This window comes from Pedobacter sp. Leaf176 (genome assembly GCF_001424305.1).
Classification (GTDB): Bacteria; Bacteroidota; Bacteroidia; order Sphingobacteriales; family Sphingobacteriaceae; genus Pedobacter.
Genome location: NZ_LMPD01000001.1, coordinates 430,908 through 449,369 on the forward strand (window position 1 = coordinate 430,908; position 18,462 = coordinate 449,369).

Consider the following 18,462-nt stretch of genomic DNA (forward strand, 5'->3'; position numbering starts at 1 on the left):
CCTTTTGAGGTAAAACTCGATGAGGAAGAAGAATGGTAAAATAGCTTTCTTAATGTTAAACTGCTTTTCAGAAGCGGTGATAAAATTCCTAGCCCCTAAAATTCTCATTTATGGATAAAAGAAAAGTCGATGTAGTCGTGATATCCGATGTACACCTCGGCACCTATGGTTGCCACGCAAAAGAACTTTTAAAATATCTAAAAAGCATCAAACCTAAAACGCTTATCCTTAATGGCGATATCATCGATATCTGGCAATTTAGCAAAAGCTACTGGCCCGAATCGCATATGAAAGTCATTCGCAAGCTGATGAAATTTGTATCTGAAGGGGTTGAAGTTCATTACCTCACCGGGAATCATGATGAAATGTTGCGAAAGTTTGATGGCATGGAAATGGGTACCTTTCATTTGGCCAATAAACTTATTATGGAGTTAGACGGGAAAAAGGCCTGGTTTTTTCATGGTGATGTTTTCGATGTAACCATGCAACACTCCAAATGGCTCGCAAAGATGGGTGCAGTGGGTTACGATACTTTAATTCTGATAAACAGTTTTGTAAACTGGGTACTCAATGCTTTCGGGAGGGAGAAAATGAGTTTTTCGAAGAAAATAAAAGCCAAATTTAAAGATGCAGTTAAATTCATTAATAGCTTTGAGCAGGTGGCGGCCGAGCTGGCTGTAGAAAAAGGTTACGATTACGTAGTTTGTGGTCATATTCACCAGCCGGAAAAGCGGGAAATAACGGTCGATGATGGAAAAGTTATGTATTTAAACAGCGGTGATTGGGTAGAAAGCCTAACGGCGCTGGAGTATAAGGAGCAATCCTGGTCCATTTTTAAATATGAGCACAGAGATTTTATTAAGGATGAAATGGATGATGGTATCCTGTCAGATGCCGAAGATTTAAAGAGTAAGCTTGATATAAATATCCTTTTACAAAATATTAAATATGAAATTGCCTGATAATTTTAGATATTCGGCCTTTAGTATATGAAAATACTTTACGCAATACAAGGCACAGGGAACGGGCACATCAGCAGGGCGAGGGAAATTATTCCGCTGCTTCAAAAATATGGAGAACTTGATATTTTAGTTAGCGGTACACAGGCTGATGTAAAATTGAGTCAGCCGGTGAAATACCAGTTGCATGGGTTTAGTTTTATATTCGGGAAAAAGGGTGGGGTAGATCATTTTAAGACCTGGCTAAGCATGAATCTTTTTCGTTTCAGGAAAGACATGAAACAACTTAAGCTCAGTGATTATAACCTTATTGTTAATGATTTTGAACCGGTAAGTGCCTGGGCCTGCAAGTTGCAGGGTATCGAATGTGTTTCTTTAAGTCACCAGGCGGCCTTTAAATCTAAAAAAGTGCCACGTCCAAGAACCATAGATTGGGGAAAGGTAATTCTAAGCCATTACGCCCCAACTAAACACCATATAGGTTTCCACTTCGACAGGTATGATGATTTCATTTATACACCGGTTATTCGCTCCGAAATCAGGCAGATGGAAAGTAGAAACCTGGGTCACTACACCGTTTATTTGCCCGCGATAGACGACAGGAGGCTGGTGAAATTACTAATTCAGATTCCAGGCGTAAAATGGAAGGTTTTCTCAAAGCATACCAAAGAAAGCTATCAGGAACAAAATGTTTTTGTTGAACCCGTTAACAATGAAAGATTTAACACAAGCCTGGCAACTTGTGAGGGGCTTTTTACCGGCGGCGGATTTGAAGGTCCTGCTGAAGCATTATATTTAGGAAAAAAGTTGCTGGTTGCGCCTATGCGTTTTCAGTTCGAGCAACAATGCAATGCTTATGCGCTAAAGCAATTCGGTTTACCTGTCATTTGGGGCAGCACCAGGAACTGGTTGCCAATTGTTAAACAATGGGTGGAAAACCCTCAGGAACATCAATTTAATTTTCCTGATGAAACGGCGAAAATCATTGATAATATGGTTAAAAAGTACGCAAGAGTGTAGTTTTTGCATTCTTCATTATCTACAGGAACACCAGAAACTAATTCTTTGTTAATCTGTGTTTCTGCGGAAAAAAATTAGTATTGATCTTTGCCGATGAATAAAAGGTAAGATTTAAAAATTACTTCCACGGAAACAGAAAAAGTCGTGGAACAAAGAGACGATACTTGCTCTTTATTCTTTGTTCCTTAATCCTTGAATTAATTTCTTTACTTTGCCAATTCTATCGAAGGCATGATTAATCAGTTCAGAAAGTTAAATCCGGTTAACCTTATTTTGCTGTTGGCATACACATTTTTCATGCGTATTGTTATCTTTTATGAGCTTCCAGCCCAATTGAATTTTGATTTCCTGGAACCGTTTGCGAGGTTACTAATCAACATTAATCTGGAAAATGCCTTTTCTCCCTCTGCTAATATTTTTTTCGCTACTGTTTTAGTATTTATCCAGGCATTAATTTTTAACAGGGTAATCAATAACCATAACCTATTGGCTAAACCCAGTTTCCTGCCGGCTTTAATGTACATTACCGGTGCAAGTCTGTTTCTGCCGTTTATGGTGTTAAGTCCTGCACTTATTTGTAATTTCCTATTAATCTGGTTAATAGATAAGTTTTTGAAACTCAACAAGAGTTTGAATTCCATAACAAACGTATTCGATATCGGAATGATAATCGCCATAGGAACTTTAATTTATTTCCCGTTTATGGCCATGTTGTTGATGATTTTTTTATCGTTACTCCTTTTCCGTTCTTTCAACTGGCGCGAGTGGATTGCGGGCCTGGTTGGTTTTTTAACCGTGTTTTTCTTCCTCGCCGTATTTTATTTTTGGAAAGATAACCTCAGCTCTTTTTACCAGATTTGGAAACCGTTAGGCAACAAATTTCCATCGGTATTTAAAATAAATTACAACGATTACCTTGTACTTATCCCGGTCGCGGTGATAATCATTCTGGCCTCTTTACAATTGAGGGAGAATTTTTTCAGGAGCTTTATCAGCACCAGAAAAGGATTTCAGATGTTGTTCTTTATGTTTTTGGTCGCAGTTGCAAGTTTTTACCTTAAGCCCGATTTCAGGACCTGGCATTTTTTACTTTGTGTGCCACCAGGAGCTGTGCTTTTAGCCTATTATTTCAGCAATGCCAAGAAACGATGGTTTTACGAAACGCTCTTCCTTTTATTTGTACTTTCTGTTCAGTACTTTCTCTTTGTTTAACCTTTTTTAACAAAATGATTCCTCAAAACTTGTTAAAGATTAATAGCTTTGTGGCACGATTAAAGAGTTTCACAACTTTTTAACCGTGGGATTGTAAATATAAGGTGATTGATTCTTTTTTGGATAAATGCATAATTTAAGTATTGATATAGGGAATACTTTAACCAAGGTTGCAGTTTTTGCAGGTGAGGGCATTATATATTATCAACGTTTCAACGCCTTAACTGTAAACGATTTGATGTCGTTAATTGAAAAATTTCAAATCGGAAAATCTATAATCAGTACTGTTGATGAAGAGGTTGAAGAACTTGAACTTTTTTTAAATGCCAGAACAAAATACATTCGTTTTTCTGCTATGCTTACAAATGGTGTGCAGAACAAATATCAAAGCCCTTCAACATTGGGTTTAGATAGATGGGCCGCTGTTTTAGGTGCCAACGCAATATTTCCGGATAATTCAAGTTTGGTAATTGATGCAGGAACTTGCATCACCTACGACTTGCTGAATCGGGAGAAAGACTATTTTGGCGGAGCAATCAGCCCCGGAATCCTTATGCGTTTTAAAGCTATGCATGAATTTACAGGGAGGTTACCGTTGGTAGATTGGGATTCAAAGATGCCGGTTCCCGAAGGAAAAAATACCGAAGCAGCCATGAAAAATGGTGTTTTACAGGGTGTAATTAATGAAATTTCAGGGTTTATAGAACTCAATAACGTAAAAGAAAGTGCTTTAAAAGTTATTTTAACAGGTGGTGATGCTGATTTTTTGTTTAACCAATTACAAAACAGCATCTTTGCGCCACAGATAATTAAAGATCCCTATTTGGTTTTGAAAGGATTAAATGAAGCTATTGCAAATTAAAATGTACAAAAGAATAAATTATATTACAGCCATACTCGTTTTAGTTTGTGGTTTGGGTGTTCAGGCACAAGTTACCACGTCGTCACCATATTCGAGATATGGTTTTGGCAATGTTAAAGGATCATTATTGCCGCAATTAAGGGCCATGGGCGGCATCTCCACCGCCGTAAGTGCAATTAATGGGTTTAATTACATTAACATGCAAAATCCGGCATCCTATTCAAGTGTAAATTTAACTACAGCTGATATCGGAATGACTGCTAGCATCACCAACCTTTCTAGAAATAATTTAAGTGAATCCAGTTTCAATTCAACTTTCAGCCACATCGCATTTGCAATACCGGTAAGTAGAAAATCGGCATTGAGTTTTGGTATATTGCCTTACTCAGATTTAGGATATAGTTATAAGAACTCTATTAAAGTGGATACCCTTTCAGTAGACCAGCTTTATGAAGGAGAAGGCGGCCTGTCTAAAGCTTATTTAGGTTATGGTTATAAGTTTGGCGATCACTTAAGCATTGGAGGTAATGTCGAATATATTTTTGGCAATTTATTAACCACCCGAGCTACAGAATACGCAGTAGCGGGTGCAGTAAATGCGAAACTTCAGAATAAAAATAGTGTAGGCGGTTTAAATTATTCGTATGGTGTCCAATACAATTTTAATGTTTCCCCAAAAACAATAATGACATTAGGCTATTCGGGAAGCAGTTCCGGTAAGGTAAATTCGAGGCAGTCTTTTTATGCAACGCAATATACCAGAAATGTTAATGGAGATGAAAATCCTGCAATTGATACCTTAAGCGCAGCTACAAATACAAAATCGAACTTAACCCTTCCGCTAACACATAACTTTGGTATTGCCATACAACAAACGGATAAATGGCTAATTGGTGCTGATTTTAGAATGAGCAAATGGTCTGCTGTTAGTGTTAATAATGTTAGCCAGGGCTTACAAGATAGCTGGGGCGCCTCATTGGGTACGCAATTTACACCCGACGTTACTTCATACAACAGCTATTTTAAACGTGTCGATTACCGTTTCGGGCTAAACTATGATAAAACATACATTAAAATCGGAAATCAGGATATTAAACAGATGGGCGCATCTTTAGGCTTCGGTTTTCCTTTGCCATCTGCTAATGGTTTAACTTTCTATAAAATCAATTTTACAACAGAGGTTGGCCAGCGGGGTACCTTAACGAATAACCTGGTTAAAGAGCAATACATAAATTTCCACCTGGGCTTTACGCTCAACGATAAATGGTTCCGTAAGTATAAAGTGGACTAATCATGCGCAAGGCGTTTTCATATGGCCTGATGCTTATGTTGCCGGTTTTGCTGGTTTCCTGTGGGGATGATGATCTTAAGAAAGCCAGTCCGATTAGCAGTCAGAAAGTAATCTTGAACCGAGATAGAACTATTGGTGTAGAGATTATTTACAGCGATTCTGCGCGGGTTAAAGCTAAGGGCAATGCCCCCATCATGGATAAAGTTACCACAGAAAACAACACGACTTACCAGGAAATGATAAAGGGGGTCAAAATTGATTTCTTTAACATTAATCAGCCGGGTGTAGTTGACGGCACATTAATTTGCGATTACGCCATCAGAAAAGAGCAGGAACAAAAAACCTTTTTCAGGAAAAACGTAATTGTTAAAAACGCAAAAGGTGATACGTTTTCATCTGAAGAATTGATATGGGATGAAGCCAAAAAAATATTTTATTCTACGCAGAATGTTACTATTAAAACCGTGGATGGAAATATTTTAAATGGTGTCGATTTCAAAGCACCTCAGGATTTCAGTACTTACGAAATTAATACGGCTACGGGACAAGGCGTTTTAAAGGACGCAATAGTGCCTTAAAAACATATTTTTTTTGATCTCTATTTGCTTAAAAATTAAACACTTGATAAATAAAATTTTGTATTTTCTTTTTTGAGGCAAATTTGTATCTTGCGCCCTCTTAAAAAAAACTAAATAATATAAGTACAATATGGGATTAATGACATTTTTGCGTAACCGCGCAGGCTATATACTGGTCTTTGCTATTGGTTTTGCAATTGTTGCATTTTTAGTAGGCGATGCAATTAACGTGGGTAAGCCTTTTTGGGCCGCAAACCAGAAAACAGTGGGTTCGGTTGACGGGAACGACATCAGTATCGATGATTTTGGTCCGAAAGTGGAGCAGAATTTAAATCAATTCAAACAACAATACGGCGGTAGTGCAAATGCACAAATGCAGGCAATGGCTGTGGACCAGGCATGGAACGCGGAATTGGCAAATGTATTATTGAATAAAGAATATGAACGCTTAGGTTTAACGGTTTCTGAAGATGAACTGGTTGATTTATTAGTTGGTCAGAATCCAAGCCCATTAATCAAACAATATTTTACCAATCCTCAAACCGGTCAGTTAGACCGTATGCAATTGAATAGTTTCTTAAAGTCTAAAGACCCGCAGGCCCAAAATCAGTCGGCATTGTTACAAACAGAAGTTAAGAATCAAACCTTACAGCAGAAATATTCCAACTTAATCCGTAATTCGGTTTATGTAACTTCATTAGAAGCAACAGATGAGTATACGAATCGCAACAAACTGGCTAACTTTAAATATGTAAGTCTTGATTACGCGTCAATTCCTGATGCTTCGGTAAAATTGACTGATGCAGATTACTCAGAATATTACGATGCAAACAAAGCACGTTTCAACAATCCTCAGGAAACACGTACTTTTGAGTATGTTACTTTTAGCATCAAGCCTACTAAAGCAGATTCGCTAGCCGTAAAAACGCAGATTGATAAAATTGCTGCTGATTTCAAAGTAGCTAAAAATGATTCTCTTTTTGCAGCCATTAATTCTGACGTAAAGATTCCGTTTACGTACATCACTAAAGGTAAATTAGATCCTGCTGTAGATTCAGCCGTATTTTCATTGCCGGCAGGTAGCTTCTATGGCCCGGCATTGTCAGGCAATTCTTATAAAGTTATAAAGGTTGTATCTACCCGCACATCTCCTGACTCGGTAAAGGTAAGCCACATTCTTATCGATCCGGCAAAAGTTGGTGGAGAAGATAAGGCGATCAAAATGGCCGATTCGTTGAAAGGGTTAATCAGTAAAGGTGGAAACTTCGCTGAATTAGCTAAGAATTACAGTGTAGATGGCTCTAAAGACCAGGGTGGTTCTATGCCGGCATTTGCAAGAGGCCAGATGGTTCCTGAATTTGAGAATGCAGCATTTGATGGTTCTATCGGCGATTTGAAAGTTGTTAAATCCCAGTTCGGTTACCACATTATGAAAATCGAGAAACAAATCGGTTCATCTAAAGTAGCGAAACTGGCTTACGTAGAAAAAACATTAGCAGCAAGTAGCAAAACGCAAGCTTCTGCTTATAAAGCAGCAAGTAAATTCCTTGCCGATGTTAAAGAAAATGACTTCGCTAAATTAGCGGAAAAAGATAAATTGAAAGTTGCCGTTGCAGATAAGATTGCGGCCACTCAAGGTTTCGCACCTGGATTGGATAATCCTCGTAAATTAATTCAGGATGCTTACGCGGCTGATAAAGGAGATGTTTTACCTGAAATTTATACCATGGGTGATGCCTATGTTGTAGCGCGATTAACAGATGTTAAACCGAAAGGAACTTTATCTTTAGATGCGGTTAAGAAAGAAATTCAGCCAATGGTGCTTAACGCGGCAAAAGCTAAATTGTTAAAATCTAAATTTGATGGTGCAGGAAAAGCTGGTTTAGATCAGATTGCATCTAAAGTTGGGCGTACCGTAATGCCGGTTCAAAACATTGTTTTTGCAAACCCGATTATTCCGGGTGTTGCGCAGGAAAATAAGCTGGTGGGTTCGGTATTTGGTACTCAACCAGGTAAGGTTTCTGCTCCTGTAGAGGGCGACCGTGGTGTTTACGTATTTTCAGTTGATGGATTTACAAACCCTGCACCCATTGCAAATATGTTTAAGCAAAAAGAATCCATGTTATTAACCCTGGGTCAGCGCTCATTAGGAGCTGCGTTCCAGGCTCTACAAGATAATGCGAAGATAAAAGACAATCGCGTGAAATTCTATTAATTAGAAATTGCGTAATTTTGTAACCGTTCCAAATCACATTGGAACGGTTTTTTTATTTACAGGTTATGGAAATTCAGGAAAACTTTGTTAATAAGGTTGCAAACAGCGGTTTAATTACTTTGAATCTGGAAGATTATTATCATTCTGGCGAAAGAGTTGTTTATGATATTAAGGAGAATCTTTTCCGCGGATTAATGCTACGGGAAAAGGATTTCAGGGAGTTTATTAAAACGCACGACTGGTCTCAATATCAGGATAAGAATGTTGCAATCATTTGCTCCGCAGATGCGATTGTTCCAACCTGGGCTTATATGCTTTTGGCAAACAGATTGAAGCCATTCGCTAAGGAGGTTGTTTTTGGAGGTTTAGATACATTAGAAGCGGTGATGTTTGCGAAAGCGCTGGGTAAAATCAATCCGCAGGATTATGCAAACGAACGTGTCGTGGTAAAGGGTTGTGGCGAAATTGATATCCCAGTGTCGGCTTATGTGGAAATTACAAATTTGCTTACCCCTGTAGTTAAAAGCATTATGTTCGGAGAACCTTGTTCTACCGTTCCGGTATTTAAAAGAAAAGATTAATTTGGTTTGCTTTTTGCATACCTTGTAAGGTAGCTGCAAATTAATCGTTTAATGCTTTGCAGCATAATTGAAACCCAACAAGCAAATGAAAAGTTTATTCGTCTTTTTGACCTGTATCACATATGCATTCCTCACCTCTGCACAGGAATTGCCTTTGAAAAAAGCGGCTGTTTTTCAGGAGGGAGAAGTTTTGAACTATAAACTCAGGTACGGCTTTATCACTGCGGCAGAGGCCACCATAAAAGTTCAGAACTCAGATTTGAAATTCGATAACAAGCCAACCTGGAAGCTGACTGTGGATGCGCAAACATCGGGTACCTTTGATGTTTTTTATAAAATCAGGGATCATTATGATTCTTATATCGACAAAACGGATTTACTGCCTTATTTCTATCAGGAAAATATCAGGGAAGGTAGCTATAAGCGACAAGACAAAGCCCGTTTTACACAAGATGCGAAAAAGGTTGTTTCAAACAGAGGTACTTTTACAACACCAACAACGCAAACTTTTGATTTAGTTTCTGCCTATTATTTTGCAAGGAGTCTGGATATTTCGAAACTTAAAATTGGGGATAAGTTTAAATTGAATTATTTCCTCGGCGATGAGATTTCGGCTTTGGAAATTGAATATGTTGGTAAGGAAACGGTTAAAAACAAACTGGGAAATATCCGCTGTTTGAAATTTAGTCCATCCATTAAACCTGGTAGAATATTTAAAAAGGATAGCCGTTTGTATCTTTGGGTTACCGACGATGGGAATCGTGTTCCGGTAAAGGCGCAGGTAGAGATACTTGTAGGCGCCGTTACGATGGAATTAAAATCTGCGCAGGGTTTAAAATATGCTTTAGCAAAAGAATAATGATGATAGAAGTTGAACAGGTGCTCGTGCACGAAGACGTTTTAAAAGAAAACTTTGTTTGCAACCTGAGCAAGTGCAAAGGCATTTGTTGTGTGGAAGGCGATTCCGGTGCGCCGCTTGATAATGAGGAGAAGGCAGTTTTGGAAGAGATCTATCCTAAAATAAAGCACCTTCTGAATGAAAAAGGGATAAAAGCAATTGAAGAGCAAGGCGTATATGTTGTGGATGAGGACGGTGATTTAACGACGCCTTGCGTGGATAAAAACAAGGAATGCGCCTATGTACTTTTTGAAAATGGGATAACGAAGTGTGCCATCGAAAAAGCCTATGAGCAAGGTCTGGTAGATTGGCAGAAGCCCATTTCCTGTCATCTATATCCTATTCGAATCACAAAGTACCCTGAGTTTGAAGTCCTGAATTATGATAGGTGGCACATTTGCCACGATGCATGTACATTTGGGCGCGAGCTGAAAGTTCCTGTTTATAGCTTTCTTAAAGGACCGCTTATCCGCAAATATGGTGCAGACTGGTATAATGAACTTGAAGCTTCAGTTGCAGCAATATAACGTTTAGTAATACCGGTTTTTAGCCTGGGTTACAGTAAAAGCATTATTTCGTATGGATCGATTAAATTAAGTTCCTGGTAATTTTTCCTTTGATTATATATAACCCGATAATGCTCGCTTTATCTATAATGGTGTCACCTTTAAAGTTAGGATTAGAAGACCTTAAAATAAGTTTGTCTTTATTGCTGTGTTCAAAAACGAGTTTTATGCTGCGAAGGTGGTTGGATTTTTCATTGGCCATTACGACATAAGCTTCGCCCCACTGCAGAACTTCAAGGTTGGTAACTTCCCTCACTGCTATAATTTCGCCTGAAGCATATTTTGGGTACATGCTATCTCCATATACCGGCAGGTAAGCAGTACAATCATTAAATGGCTTGTAGTTCACGAAATAATCTGCTTTCTCCTCCTCCAGCAGCAAGGTGTCCATATCCGAAATACTGATGTCAAAATAGGGTACGCCTGCTTTCGTTTCAGAAACAACGGGCCCCTTTTTTAAAATGGGTTCGCCCGTGCCTTTTTCCAGCCATTCCAGGTTAACATTAAATTTTAAAAATAAACGGTCTCTAACTGCATTTGATATGCCAATACGGCCACGCAAAATATCAGATAGTGAGCCTTCCTGGATGTTAAGGCCGGCGGCAAAATTTTTTTGTGTCTTAAAATTCAGCCGTTCCATAATAATTTTCAACCTTTCAATCTCAGTCATTAAAAATGTTAATAAGTTAAACTAATTTATATTCGTATTGCTAATTTTATTAGTATATTCGTGTAATGAATAGGCAAGATAATAAAATGTTAATTAATGTAAATATTTATGACTAATGATGGTATAAACATTCCGCAAGAATCACCCTTCGTTTTTTACAAAAAGTTTTTTGAAATGCGAACAACAGAGCATCACCTGGTGCTGCTTGATGAATTAATATGGGCGATTACGAATCCCCAGCATTTCATAAAAAAAAGGATTCAGGCAGATGTATTTATCATTTACCAGCTTTATGCAGAACTTCTCGATCAATGCTTCCAATTCAAACATGACGTTAATGGTGCTCCATCTTTTGCCGCTTTTAATGCAAATTTTATTGAAAATACCAAACCTCATTTTACTTATCATTTTAAACACCTAAATGAGGAGGAATTGGCCAATCCAATATTGGCACTCGAATTTCTGCGGGAGGATACTTTGCATGTCTATAAAAATGTGCTGTACGGATGGTTGGCTCAATTTCTTAAGCATGATAGAATAGTTAACAATGGAAACATCTTTTTTCCGCTGTACCATCAGCTGCGGAAGTTAATCGAATTAAGCTGGCTTATCTATAACAATTTTTTAGAAAATACAGCAGTTAACCAATCCCAGGCGCTTATTGGGAGATTTGAAGATACCTGCCCTTTGTTGCTGGCATCCGAACACCAACAGGATCCATACCTTGAAATAGAATCGTTTTTTAATGGCGCAAGCCTCGGCTATTATAAATATGAGCTGAGGTCTTGGTTTAAAACGGCAATTACGGAAGGTATGGAAGTGGATAACCACGGCAATCTGATCTATTTCCATAATCAGCTGATTCAATTGCTCCATGCCGGTTATTTAATTGTTACGAATCGATATGAATACATAAGCAAAACGGTTTATTCTTCAACCGCTAAAACATTTAAAGATTGGGTAAATGAGGTAAAAAAGGAAAAGATTGATGAAGGTAATGGAATCCCCGGCAGTTATGAGGTTTATTTGCTGTCGGAAGCTGAGATTGCTAATCCAATATTTTATCTGAAAGAAATGTTAAGCCGAAAACGCATTGCCGAAATCAGGTATGGCTTACAGGAATGGATTTATTGTGCGTTCAATAAAAACAATAGCATTGCCACGATGGAGGCCGATTACGTAATTAATTTGTACCAGGAACTGGAAAAATTTTTAGAATTGCTTTTTCTTTTAGTCGCCGGTTAAACGCAATGTCTTGAAATACGGATTTTGTAAAGCTCGAAATCGATAAGTAACTGCAAAAGTTTAATGCCATTTTTTAAAGCTAAAATTGCTTCCAGTGTAGCTGGTGAAGTTAATGTGCTTCAATATGTTAGTGTTTCATAAATAAAACATTGGTTTTTAACTAGAACTGTCTTATTTTAGCCGATTGAAAATTATTTATCCTTAATAAGTAAAAGTGAAAAAAATCCTGATTACCGGTGGTGCCGGCTTCATTGGCTCTCATGTAGTACGCCGTTTTGTAAATAACTATCCTCAATACGAAATTGTTAATCTTGATAAATTGACCTATGCAGGTAACCTGGCTAATTTAACTGATATCGAGAACAAACCTAATTACAAGTTTGTAAAAGAAGATATTACAAATGCAACAGCAATGTTTGAGTTGTTTAAAGCGGAAAACTTTGACGCTGTTATTCACCTTGCAGCAGAAAGCCACGTAGACCGATCAATCAGCGACCCTACTGCTTTTGTAATCACAAATGTAATTGGAACAGTTAATTTATTAAATGCTGCCCGCGAATACTGGAAAGGCGATTACGATAAAAAACGTTTCTATCATGTAAGTACCGATGAAGTTTACGGTGCTTTGGGCGAAGAAGGTATGTTTACAGAAACGACCGCTTATGACCCCCATAGTCCTTATTCTGCATCGAAGGCCAGCTCTGACCATTTCGTAAGGGCTTACCATGATACCTACGGCATGGATTGTGTCATTTCTAATTGCTCCAACAATTACGGATCCCATCACTTTCCGGAAAAATTGATTCCACTTGCTATTAATAACATTAAAAATAATAAGCCTGTTCCTGTTTATGGTAAAGGTGAAAATGTGCGCGACTGGCTGTGGGTTGAAGACCATGCGAGGGCAATCGATGTAATTTTCCATAATTCAAAAACCGGCGATACCTATAACATTGGTGGGCACAACGAGTGGAAAAATATCGACCTGATTAACCTCTTGTGCAACATCATGGATGAGAAATTAGGCCGAGAAAAAGGGGAGTCGGCAAAACTGATTACTTATGTCACCGACAGAGCCGGTCATGATTTGCGTTATGCAATCGACTCAAGTAAACTGCAAAATCAATTAGACTGGGTGCCGAGTTTACAATTTGAAGAAGGCTTAGCCAAAACAGTAGATTGGTACCTTCAAAATGAAGACTGGTTAAACAACGTGACATCAGGTAACTATCAATCCTACTACGATAAACAATACAGTAATAAATAATGGAAATTCAGGAAACTGGCTTAAAGGATTGTTTAATTATTAAACCAAGGGTTTTTGAAGATCCAAGAGGCTATTTCTTCGAAAGTTTTAATAAAAAAACCTTTGAAGAAAAAACAGGTTTATCAGGAAATTTTGTCCAGGACAATCAATCATTCTCTTCATACGGTGTAATAAGGGGTTTGCATGCCCAATCCGGAGAATTCGCGCAGGCAAAACTGGTTCGTGTATTAAAAGGAGAGGTTCTGGATGTCGCAGTTGATGCCCGTCCTGGCTCGCCAACTTACGGAAAACACATATCCGTAAAATTAAGTGCCGAAAATCACCTGCAACTTTATGTTCCAAGGGGATTTCTTCATGGTTTTTCAGTTTTAAGTGAAACAGCCGAATTTTTTTATAAATGCGATAATTTTTATAATAAGGCCTCAGAACTGGGTGTGATTTATAATGATAAAGATTTGGCAATCGACTGGATGATTCCTGCGGATAAAGCCGCTGTATCTGATAAAGATTTACTTCTGAATAATTTTTCTTCTCTAAAATAATATGAGTAAAATACTGGTTATTGGTGCCGGCGGGCAACTTGGGCAATGCCTTAAAACGGTTGCTGAAAGAAGGGGTGTCAGTGATGTAATTTTTCCGGCAGAAAAGGAAGCGAATATCCTTAATGCTGAAGGATTAAATACATTGCTTCAAAATGAAAAACCCGACTTCGTAATTAATTGTGCGGCTTACACAGCCGTTGATAAAGCAGAGGACGAAGTAGAGTTATCAACAGCCATTAATGAAACTGGTGCAGGTTACCTGGCTACGGCTTGCAAAGCCAATAACGCAACTTTAATCCACGTTTCTACTGACTTTGTTTTTGAAGGAAACGAAGTGAAGCTTTTGAAGGAAGAAGATGTTGCAGAACCAATAAACATATACGGGGTTACCAAATTAGGTGGGGAAAAGGCGGTTGAGTCAAACCTCGATGAACACTTCATTATTCGTACCAGCTGGCTGTACTCAGAATATGCAAATAATTTCGTTAAAACCATGCTTAAGCTAGGCGCTGAGCGTGATGAACTGAACATTATAGCCGATCAGGTAGGCACACCTACCTACGCCATCGATTTGGCGAATTCAATTTTCGATATCATTGCTTCAAGAAGCACGAGTTATGGTATCTACCATTACAGTAATGAGGGTGTTACTTCATGGTTTGATTTCGCCAAAGCAATATTCGACATAAGCGGAACGCAGGTTAAGGCAAATCCAATACCGGGTTCCAAATATCCTACAAAAGCAAAAAGGCCACCTTTTTCTGTAATGGATAAAACTAAAATTAAGGAAACTTTTCAATTAAACATTCCATACTGGAGAGACAGCCTGGTAGAGTGTATAGATAAATTGAAAGGTTAATTGCTCAATCTTGTAGACTGGTAAGTTTTTAAACTGGTTTTTAAGGCAGAAATATTTTATATAGTAATAAATATATTAACGGGTTAATGTTGATTAAGGTTATCAATTTAACCAATTCTACAATTAACCATTTAAACAAAAGAGAATGAAAGGTATAATCCTAGCCGGCGGAAGCGGAACACGCTTACACCCTTTAACTTTAGCTTGCAGCAAACAAATGATGCCGGTTTACGATAAACCGATGATATATTATCCATTGTCTACATTAATGCTTGCGGGTATTAAAGAGATTTTGATCATTTCCACACCTCACGACTTACCAAATTTCGAGAAATTACTAGGTGATGGAAGTTCTTTGGGCTGTAAATTCAGCTATGCCGTTCAGGCAGAACCAAATGGCCTGGCGCAGGCTTTTGTAATTGGCGAAGAATTTATTGGAAAAGATAAGGTTGCATTAGTTTTAGGCGACAACATCTTTCACGGCGATGGTATGGCTAAACTGTTACAGGCCAGCTCTGATCCTGAGGGTGGAGTGGTATTTGCTTACCAGGTTGCCGATCCGGAACGTTATGGGGTTGTCGAATTTGATGCCACTAAAAACGCAATTTCTATCGAGGAAAAACCAGAAAATCCTAAATCGGATTATGCCGTACCGGGATTGTATTTCTATGATAATGAAGTTGTAGAGATTGCTAAAAATATTAAACCATCTCCAAGAGGAGAGTATGAAATTACCGATATAAACAAAGTTTATTTAGAGAGAGGGACTTTAAAAGTTGGCGTTTTAAGTCGCGGAACAGCCTGGCTGGATACCGGAACTTTTACTTCGTTGATGCAGGCCGGACAATTCGTACAAATTATCGAAGAACGCCAGGGCTTAAAGATTGGCTGTATTGAGGAGATCGCTTATCGAATGGGCTTTATTGATGCAGAACAGCTAAGGGCAATCGCAACCCCACTCGTAAAAAGCGGATACGGGAGTTATTTACTGAAGCAGATTAAATAGTTTAACAAGGCTGTGTCAAATTAAAATCTAACTTTAAGGCAAGAATTTTATTTCATGCCCGTCATTCTTGCGCATGTTGAAATCTTAAAGCATTCTGTGATAGCATTAGGATTCTCAATTACCCGAGCTATCGGATGGAGCGATCAAAAAGTCGTCATCTCGACGGAGCATAGCGGAATGGAGAGACCTTTATACATAACTCTATCAAGTGTTAAGTTTAAAAGATTTTGCTTCGCAGAGACTTCGTGTTCTCCACTGCCATCGAAATGACGACGTATCAAAATATAGTTTGATTAGTGGACCAGCGTAAATCTTTGTAGACAGCCTTTTTTTTATTATGGGATTACCAATATTGCAAATCAAAAATGTAGCCTCTCCTGCAGCCTTAACTATAAGTAAAAATCCAACGTCTTCTTTACAAATAGCAGGTATCTGAGCGCATCAGGTTTTTCAAAATCAACATAACTGTTGCGCCACACTTTCGACAGGGTTGGGTCAGGGTTCGGTCGGACTTGTGACAATTGGGCGTGACGCAACCCTGCCCAAAATTCGAATGATAAGTGGTTGACCCCTTGTTTATTAGTAAAACTTTGTTTAGCTTGGTACTAATCATCTCATAATTTAATCTTAAAAATTATGGCTATATTAAATGAAGGAATTAACGGAGGCTTTACCGGGAAGGTGGGCAGCGTTATAGGCTACCGGCTCAATGGCAAGTGGGTAGTAAGGGGGTTGCCCAAAAAAAGTAAACAAAATAAAATCGGCAGTGCCGAACAAAAACGCAGTCGGGCAAAATTCGCGGTAATGCAGCAATTTTTATCCGTCATGCTGCCTTACGTTAGGATTGGTTTTAATCTCGAAGCTAAACTCCAAAACCTCTCTGCACACAATGCGGCAAAATCCTATAACTTAATACATGCCTTTACAGAGCACGGTGAGCTCGACTATGCCAACATATTGCTAACCAAAGGCAAGCTGCCTGGAGCAGAAGCACCACTTGTAAAAACGGTAGAAAACGGCTTGGTGTTCAGCTGGGCAATTTCCAAACCGGCAAATCCCATGTTAGCAGACGACCAGGTAATGCTCATGGCTTACCAGGCAGAGCGCAACCAAATGGTGTGTATGTACAGCGGGGCAAGAAGAAAAAGCGGTATTGAGGTTTTAGAGATGGGAGATCCCACCGGCCAGGCTTACCACACCTGGATTTCCTTTGTGTCTGACGATCGTATGGCGATTTCGACCAGCCAATACTTGGGTACCTGTGTTTTCTAATCTTCATATTCCTGTACGCATCCTATTCGGGTGATTTTTTTATCTTTACCCGCTGCACTTTAAATTCATGGATAGGAAAAAACACATTGCAATAATAGGATTAGGTTACGTGGGCTTGCCCTTAGCTATAGAATTTGCTAAAAAATACCAGGTAACCGGATTTGATACCGATGCCAAAAGGGTTACAGAATTAAATGCAGGTTTAGATGGCACAAAAGAAGCCGATTTATCCGGATTGCAATTAGCAAAAGCGAATGGACTTATATTGACCGAAAACCTGGAGGATATCCGGTCATGCAATATATTTATCGTAACCGTTCCGACGCCAATCGATCATTTGAAAAGGCCTGATTTGCAGCCACTCCTTAATGCCTCTGAAATGTTGGGCACTGTGCTGAAAGCCGGTGATATCGTGATTTACGAGTCGACGGTTTACCCGGGCTGTACGGAAGAAGATTGCGTTCCTGTGCTGGAAAAAGTTTCGGGGTTGAAATTTAACCTGGATTTCTTCTGCGGTTATTCACCCGAAAGGATTAATCCAGGCGATAAGATCAATACGCTCACTAAAATTAAAAAGGTCACATCGGGCTCAACACCCGAAATTGCCAGCGAAATTAACGCGCTCTATGCCAGCATCATTACCGCTGGTACACATTTAGCACCGAGCATCCGGGTTGCAGAGGCCTCAAAAGCCATCGAAAATGCGCAACGCGATGTTAACATCTCTTTCGTAAATGAACTGGCTTTGATATTTGATAAAATGAACCTCGATACAACCGATGTACTTGAAGCAGCAGGAACCAAATGGAATTTCCTGAAATTCAAACCAGGTCTGGTTGGCGGGCATTGCATCGGCGTGGATCCTTACTACCTGGCTCATAAATCGGAAGCTTTGGGCTATAAACCTGAAGTGATACTATCCGGCCGGCGGGTGAATGATAATATGGGGATGTTCGTTGCTAATAAGGTGATTAAAATGATGGTAGCGCAAGATAAAACCATAAAGAACGCGAAAGTATTGATATTGGGATTTGCGTTTAAAGAGAACTGCCCCGATGTAAGAAATACCCGCGTAATCGACATTTACAAGGAACTTAAATCATTTTCCATAGCGGTTGATGTTTATGACCCATGGGCAGATTCGTTAGTTGTACAAGCGGAATACAATATCCCGTTATTAGATAACGTTCCTTCAAAGGATTATGATGCTGTGATTTTAGCTGTGGCACATCAAACATTTCTTGAATTAGATTTTTCTGCGTTTAAATCAAATGGCGCTATAATATTCGATACAAAATCTTTTGTCGATCGTAGGGTAGTTGATGCGAGATTATAGGAAAATACAGGTGGCGTGTAAAGAGAATCATTTTATTACGCAAAAATTATTCAGTATGTTTGCAGGCTTAAAATCTATGAATA

Annotated in this window: 18 protein-coding genes; 17 read left to right on the top strand and 1 reads right to left on the bottom strand. The window is 38.8% G+C overall.

All coding sequences use genetic code 11. The features are described 5' to 3' along the window. The first annotated feature begins 110 nt into the window (after positions 1-110). The 10 genes from ASF92_RS01935 (at position 111) to ASF92_RS01980 (ending at position 10,143) form a co-directional block, all read left to right on the top strand. Positions 111-962, top strand: a complete 852-nt coding sequence (locus ASF92_RS01935; RefSeq protein WP_056087030.1) for a UDP-2,3-diacylglucosamine diphosphatase — start codon at positions 111-113, stop codon at positions 960-962. Positions 963-989: 27 nt separating this feature from the next. Further along, positions 990-1,979: a glycosyltransferase family protein gene (locus ASF92_RS01940; protein WP_056087033.1), complete on the top strand. Its 990-nt coding sequence runs from the start codon at positions 990-992 to the stop codon at positions 1,977-1,979. A gap of 231 nt (positions 1,980-2,210) precedes the next feature. Then, positions 2,211-3,191 carry a DUF6427 family protein gene (locus tag ASF92_RS01945; RefSeq protein WP_056087036.1) on the top strand — a complete coding sequence of 327 codons (981 nt, stop codon included), beginning with the start codon at positions 2,211-2,213 and terminating at the stop codon, positions 3,189-3,191. A 127-nt stretch (positions 3,192-3,318) separates the two neighbouring features. After that, positions 3,319-4,053: a type III pantothenate kinase gene (locus ASF92_RS01950; RefSeq protein WP_056087039.1), complete on the top strand. Its 735-nt coding sequence runs from the start codon at positions 3,319-3,321 to the stop codon at positions 4,051-4,053. Position 4,054: 1 nt separating this feature from the next. Further along, on the top strand, positions 4,055-5,344 hold the full coding sequence (locus ASF92_RS01955; RefSeq protein WP_056089079.1) for an OmpP1/FadL family transporter: 1,290 nt from the start codon (positions 4,055-4,057) through the stop codon (positions 5,342-5,344). Positions 5,345-5,346: 2 nt separating this feature from the next. After that, on the top strand, positions 5,347-5,922 hold the full coding sequence (locus ASF92_RS01960; protein WP_082489424.1) for a hypothetical protein: 576 nt from the start codon (positions 5,347-5,349) through the stop codon (positions 5,920-5,922). Positions 5,923-6,052: 130 nt separating this feature from the next. Then, positions 6,053-8,137: a peptidylprolyl isomerase gene (locus tag ASF92_RS01965; RefSeq protein WP_056087045.1), complete on the top strand. Its 2,085-nt coding sequence runs from the start codon at positions 6,053-6,055 to the stop codon at positions 8,135-8,137. Between the two features lie 65 nt (positions 8,138-8,202). After that, the gene (locus ASF92_RS01970) at positions 8,203-8,718 is read left to right on the top strand and encodes a DUF2480 family protein (protein ID WP_056089082.1); all 516 of its coding nucleotides are present in this window, start codon (positions 8,203-8,205) and stop codon (positions 8,716-8,718) included. A gap of 85 nt (positions 8,719-8,803) precedes the next feature. Further along, the gene (locus ASF92_RS01975; protein ID WP_056087049.1) at positions 8,804-9,577 is read left to right on the top strand and encodes a DUF3108 domain-containing protein; all 774 of its coding nucleotides are present in this window, start codon (positions 8,804-8,806) and stop codon (positions 9,575-9,577) included. Positions 9,578-9,579: 2 nt separating this feature from the next. Continuing rightward, the gene (locus ASF92_RS01980; protein WP_056089084.1) at positions 9,580-10,143 is read left to right on the top strand and encodes a DUF3109 family protein; all 564 of its coding nucleotides are present in this window, start codon (positions 9,580-9,582) and stop codon (positions 10,141-10,143) included. A 61-nt stretch (positions 10,144-10,204) separates the two neighbouring features. Here the strand turns inward: ASF92_RS01980 and ASF92_RS01985 are convergent, their stop codons facing one another. After that, positions 10,205-10,852: an XRE family transcriptional regulator gene (locus ASF92_RS01985; protein ID WP_056087052.1), complete on the bottom strand. Its 648-nt coding sequence runs from the start codon at positions 10,850-10,852 to the stop codon at positions 10,205-10,207. Positions 10,853-11,026: 174 nt separating this feature from the next. Here ASF92_RS01985 and ASF92_RS01990 point away from each other — a divergent pair, with 174 nt between their 5' ends. The 7 genes from ASF92_RS01990 (at position 11,027) to ASF92_RS02020 (ending at position 18,379) form a co-directional block, all read left to right on the top strand. Continuing rightward, positions 11,027-12,097, top strand: a complete 1,071-nt coding sequence (locus ASF92_RS01990) for a hypothetical protein (protein ID WP_157263680.1) — start codon at positions 11,027-11,029, stop codon at positions 12,095-12,097. Positions 12,098-12,311: 214 nt separating this feature from the next. Further along, positions 12,312-13,364: a dTDP-glucose 4,6-dehydratase gene (gene rfbB / locus ASF92_RS01995; RefSeq protein ID WP_056087057.1), complete on the top strand. Its 1,053-nt coding sequence runs from the start codon at positions 12,312-12,314 to the stop codon at positions 13,362-13,364. Continuing rightward, entirely contained in the window at positions 13,364-13,906 is a 543-nt protein-coding gene (gene rfbC, locus ASF92_RS02000) for a dTDP-4-dehydrorhamnose 3,5-epimerase (RefSeq protein WP_056087060.1), read from the top strand. The genes rfbB and rfbC overlap by 1 nt, the downstream gene beginning before the upstream one ends. Before the next feature lies 1 nt (position 13,907). After that, positions 13,908-14,765 carry a dTDP-4-dehydrorhamnose reductase gene (rfbD, locus tag ASF92_RS02005; RefSeq protein ID WP_056087062.1) on the top strand — a complete coding sequence of 286 codons (858 nt, stop codon included), beginning with the start codon at positions 13,908-13,910 and terminating at the stop codon, positions 14,763-14,765. Between the two features lie 145 nt (positions 14,766-14,910). After that, positions 14,911-15,771: a glucose-1-phosphate thymidylyltransferase RfbA gene (gene rfbA, locus ASF92_RS02010; protein WP_056087066.1), complete on the top strand. Its 861-nt coding sequence runs from the start codon at positions 14,911-14,913 to the stop codon at positions 15,769-15,771. A 636-nt stretch (positions 15,772-16,407) separates the two neighbouring features. Continuing rightward, complete coding sequence (locus tag ASF92_RS02015) at positions 16,408-17,043, top strand: DUF6266 family protein (RefSeq protein WP_056087068.1); 636 nt, start codon at positions 16,408-16,410, stop codon at positions 17,041-17,043. A 67-nt stretch (positions 17,044-17,110) separates the two neighbouring features. Beyond that, entirely contained in the window at positions 17,111-18,379 is a 1,269-nt protein-coding gene (locus tag ASF92_RS02020) for a nucleotide sugar dehydrogenase (RefSeq protein ID WP_056087073.1), read from the top strand. Positions 18,380-18,462 lie beyond the last annotated feature (83 nt).

Excerpts from the sequence above, each read along its gene's own strand:
- rfbA (WP_056087066.1), top strand. The coding sequence starts at position 14,911 with ATGAAAGGTATAATCCTAGCCGGCGGAAGCGGAACACGCTTACACCCT.
- ASF92_RS01950 (WP_056087039.1), top strand. The coding sequence starts at position 3,319 with ATGCATAATTTAAGTATTGATATAGGGAATACTTTAACCAAGGTTGCA.
- rfbC (WP_056087060.1), top strand. The coding sequence starts at position 13,364 with ATGGAAATTCAGGAAACTGGCTTAAAGGATTGTTTAATTATTAAACCA.
- ASF92_RS01990 (WP_157263680.1), top strand. The coding sequence starts at position 11,027 with ATGCGAACAACAGAGCATCACCTGGTGCTGCTTGATGAATTAATATGG.
- ASF92_RS01935 (WP_056087030.1), top strand. The coding sequence starts at position 111 with ATGGATAAAAGAAAAGTCGATGTAGTCGTGATATCCGATGTACACCTC.
- rfbD (WP_056087062.1), top strand. The coding sequence starts at position 13,908 with ATGAGTAAAATACTGGTTATTGGTGCCGGCGGGCAACTTGGGCAATGC.
- ASF92_RS01955 (WP_056089079.1), top strand. The coding sequence starts at position 4,055 with ATGTACAAAAGAATAAATTATATTACAGCCATACTCGTTTTAGTTTGT.
- ASF92_RS01960 (WP_082489424.1), top strand. The coding sequence starts at position 5,347 with ATGCGCAAGGCGTTTTCATATGGCCTGATGCTTATGTTGCCGGTTTTG.
- ASF92_RS01945 (WP_056087036.1), top strand. The coding sequence starts at position 2,211 with ATGATTAATCAGTTCAGAAAGTTAAATCCGGTTAACCTTATTTTGCTG.
- ASF92_RS01975 (WP_056087049.1), top strand. The coding sequence starts at position 8,804 with ATGAAAAGTTTATTCGTCTTTTTGACCTGTATCACATATGCATTCCTC.
- ASF92_RS01980 (WP_056089084.1), top strand. The coding sequence starts at position 9,580 with ATGATAGAAGTTGAACAGGTGCTCGTGCACGAAGACGTTTTAAAAGAA.
- ASF92_RS02015 (WP_056087068.1), top strand. The coding sequence starts at position 16,408 with ATGGCTATATTAAATGAAGGAATTAACGGAGGCTTTACCGGGAAGGTG.
- ASF92_RS01985 (WP_056087052.1), bottom strand. The coding sequence starts at position 10,852 with ATGACTGAGATTGAAAGGTTGAAAATTATTATGGAACGGCTGAATTTT.
- ASF92_RS01940 (WP_056087033.1), top strand. The coding sequence starts at position 990 with ATGAAAATACTTTACGCAATACAAGGCACAGGGAACGGGCACATCAGC.
- ASF92_RS01965 (WP_056087045.1), top strand. The coding sequence starts at position 6,053 with ATGGGATTAATGACATTTTTGCGTAACCGCGCAGGCTATATACTGGTC.
- ASF92_RS01970 (WP_056089082.1), top strand. The coding sequence starts at position 8,203 with ATGGAAATTCAGGAAAACTTTGTTAATAAGGTTGCAAACAGCGGTTTA.
- ASF92_RS02020 (WP_056087073.1), top strand. The coding sequence starts at position 17,111 with ATGGATAGGAAAAAACACATTGCAATAATAGGATTAGGTTACGTGGGC.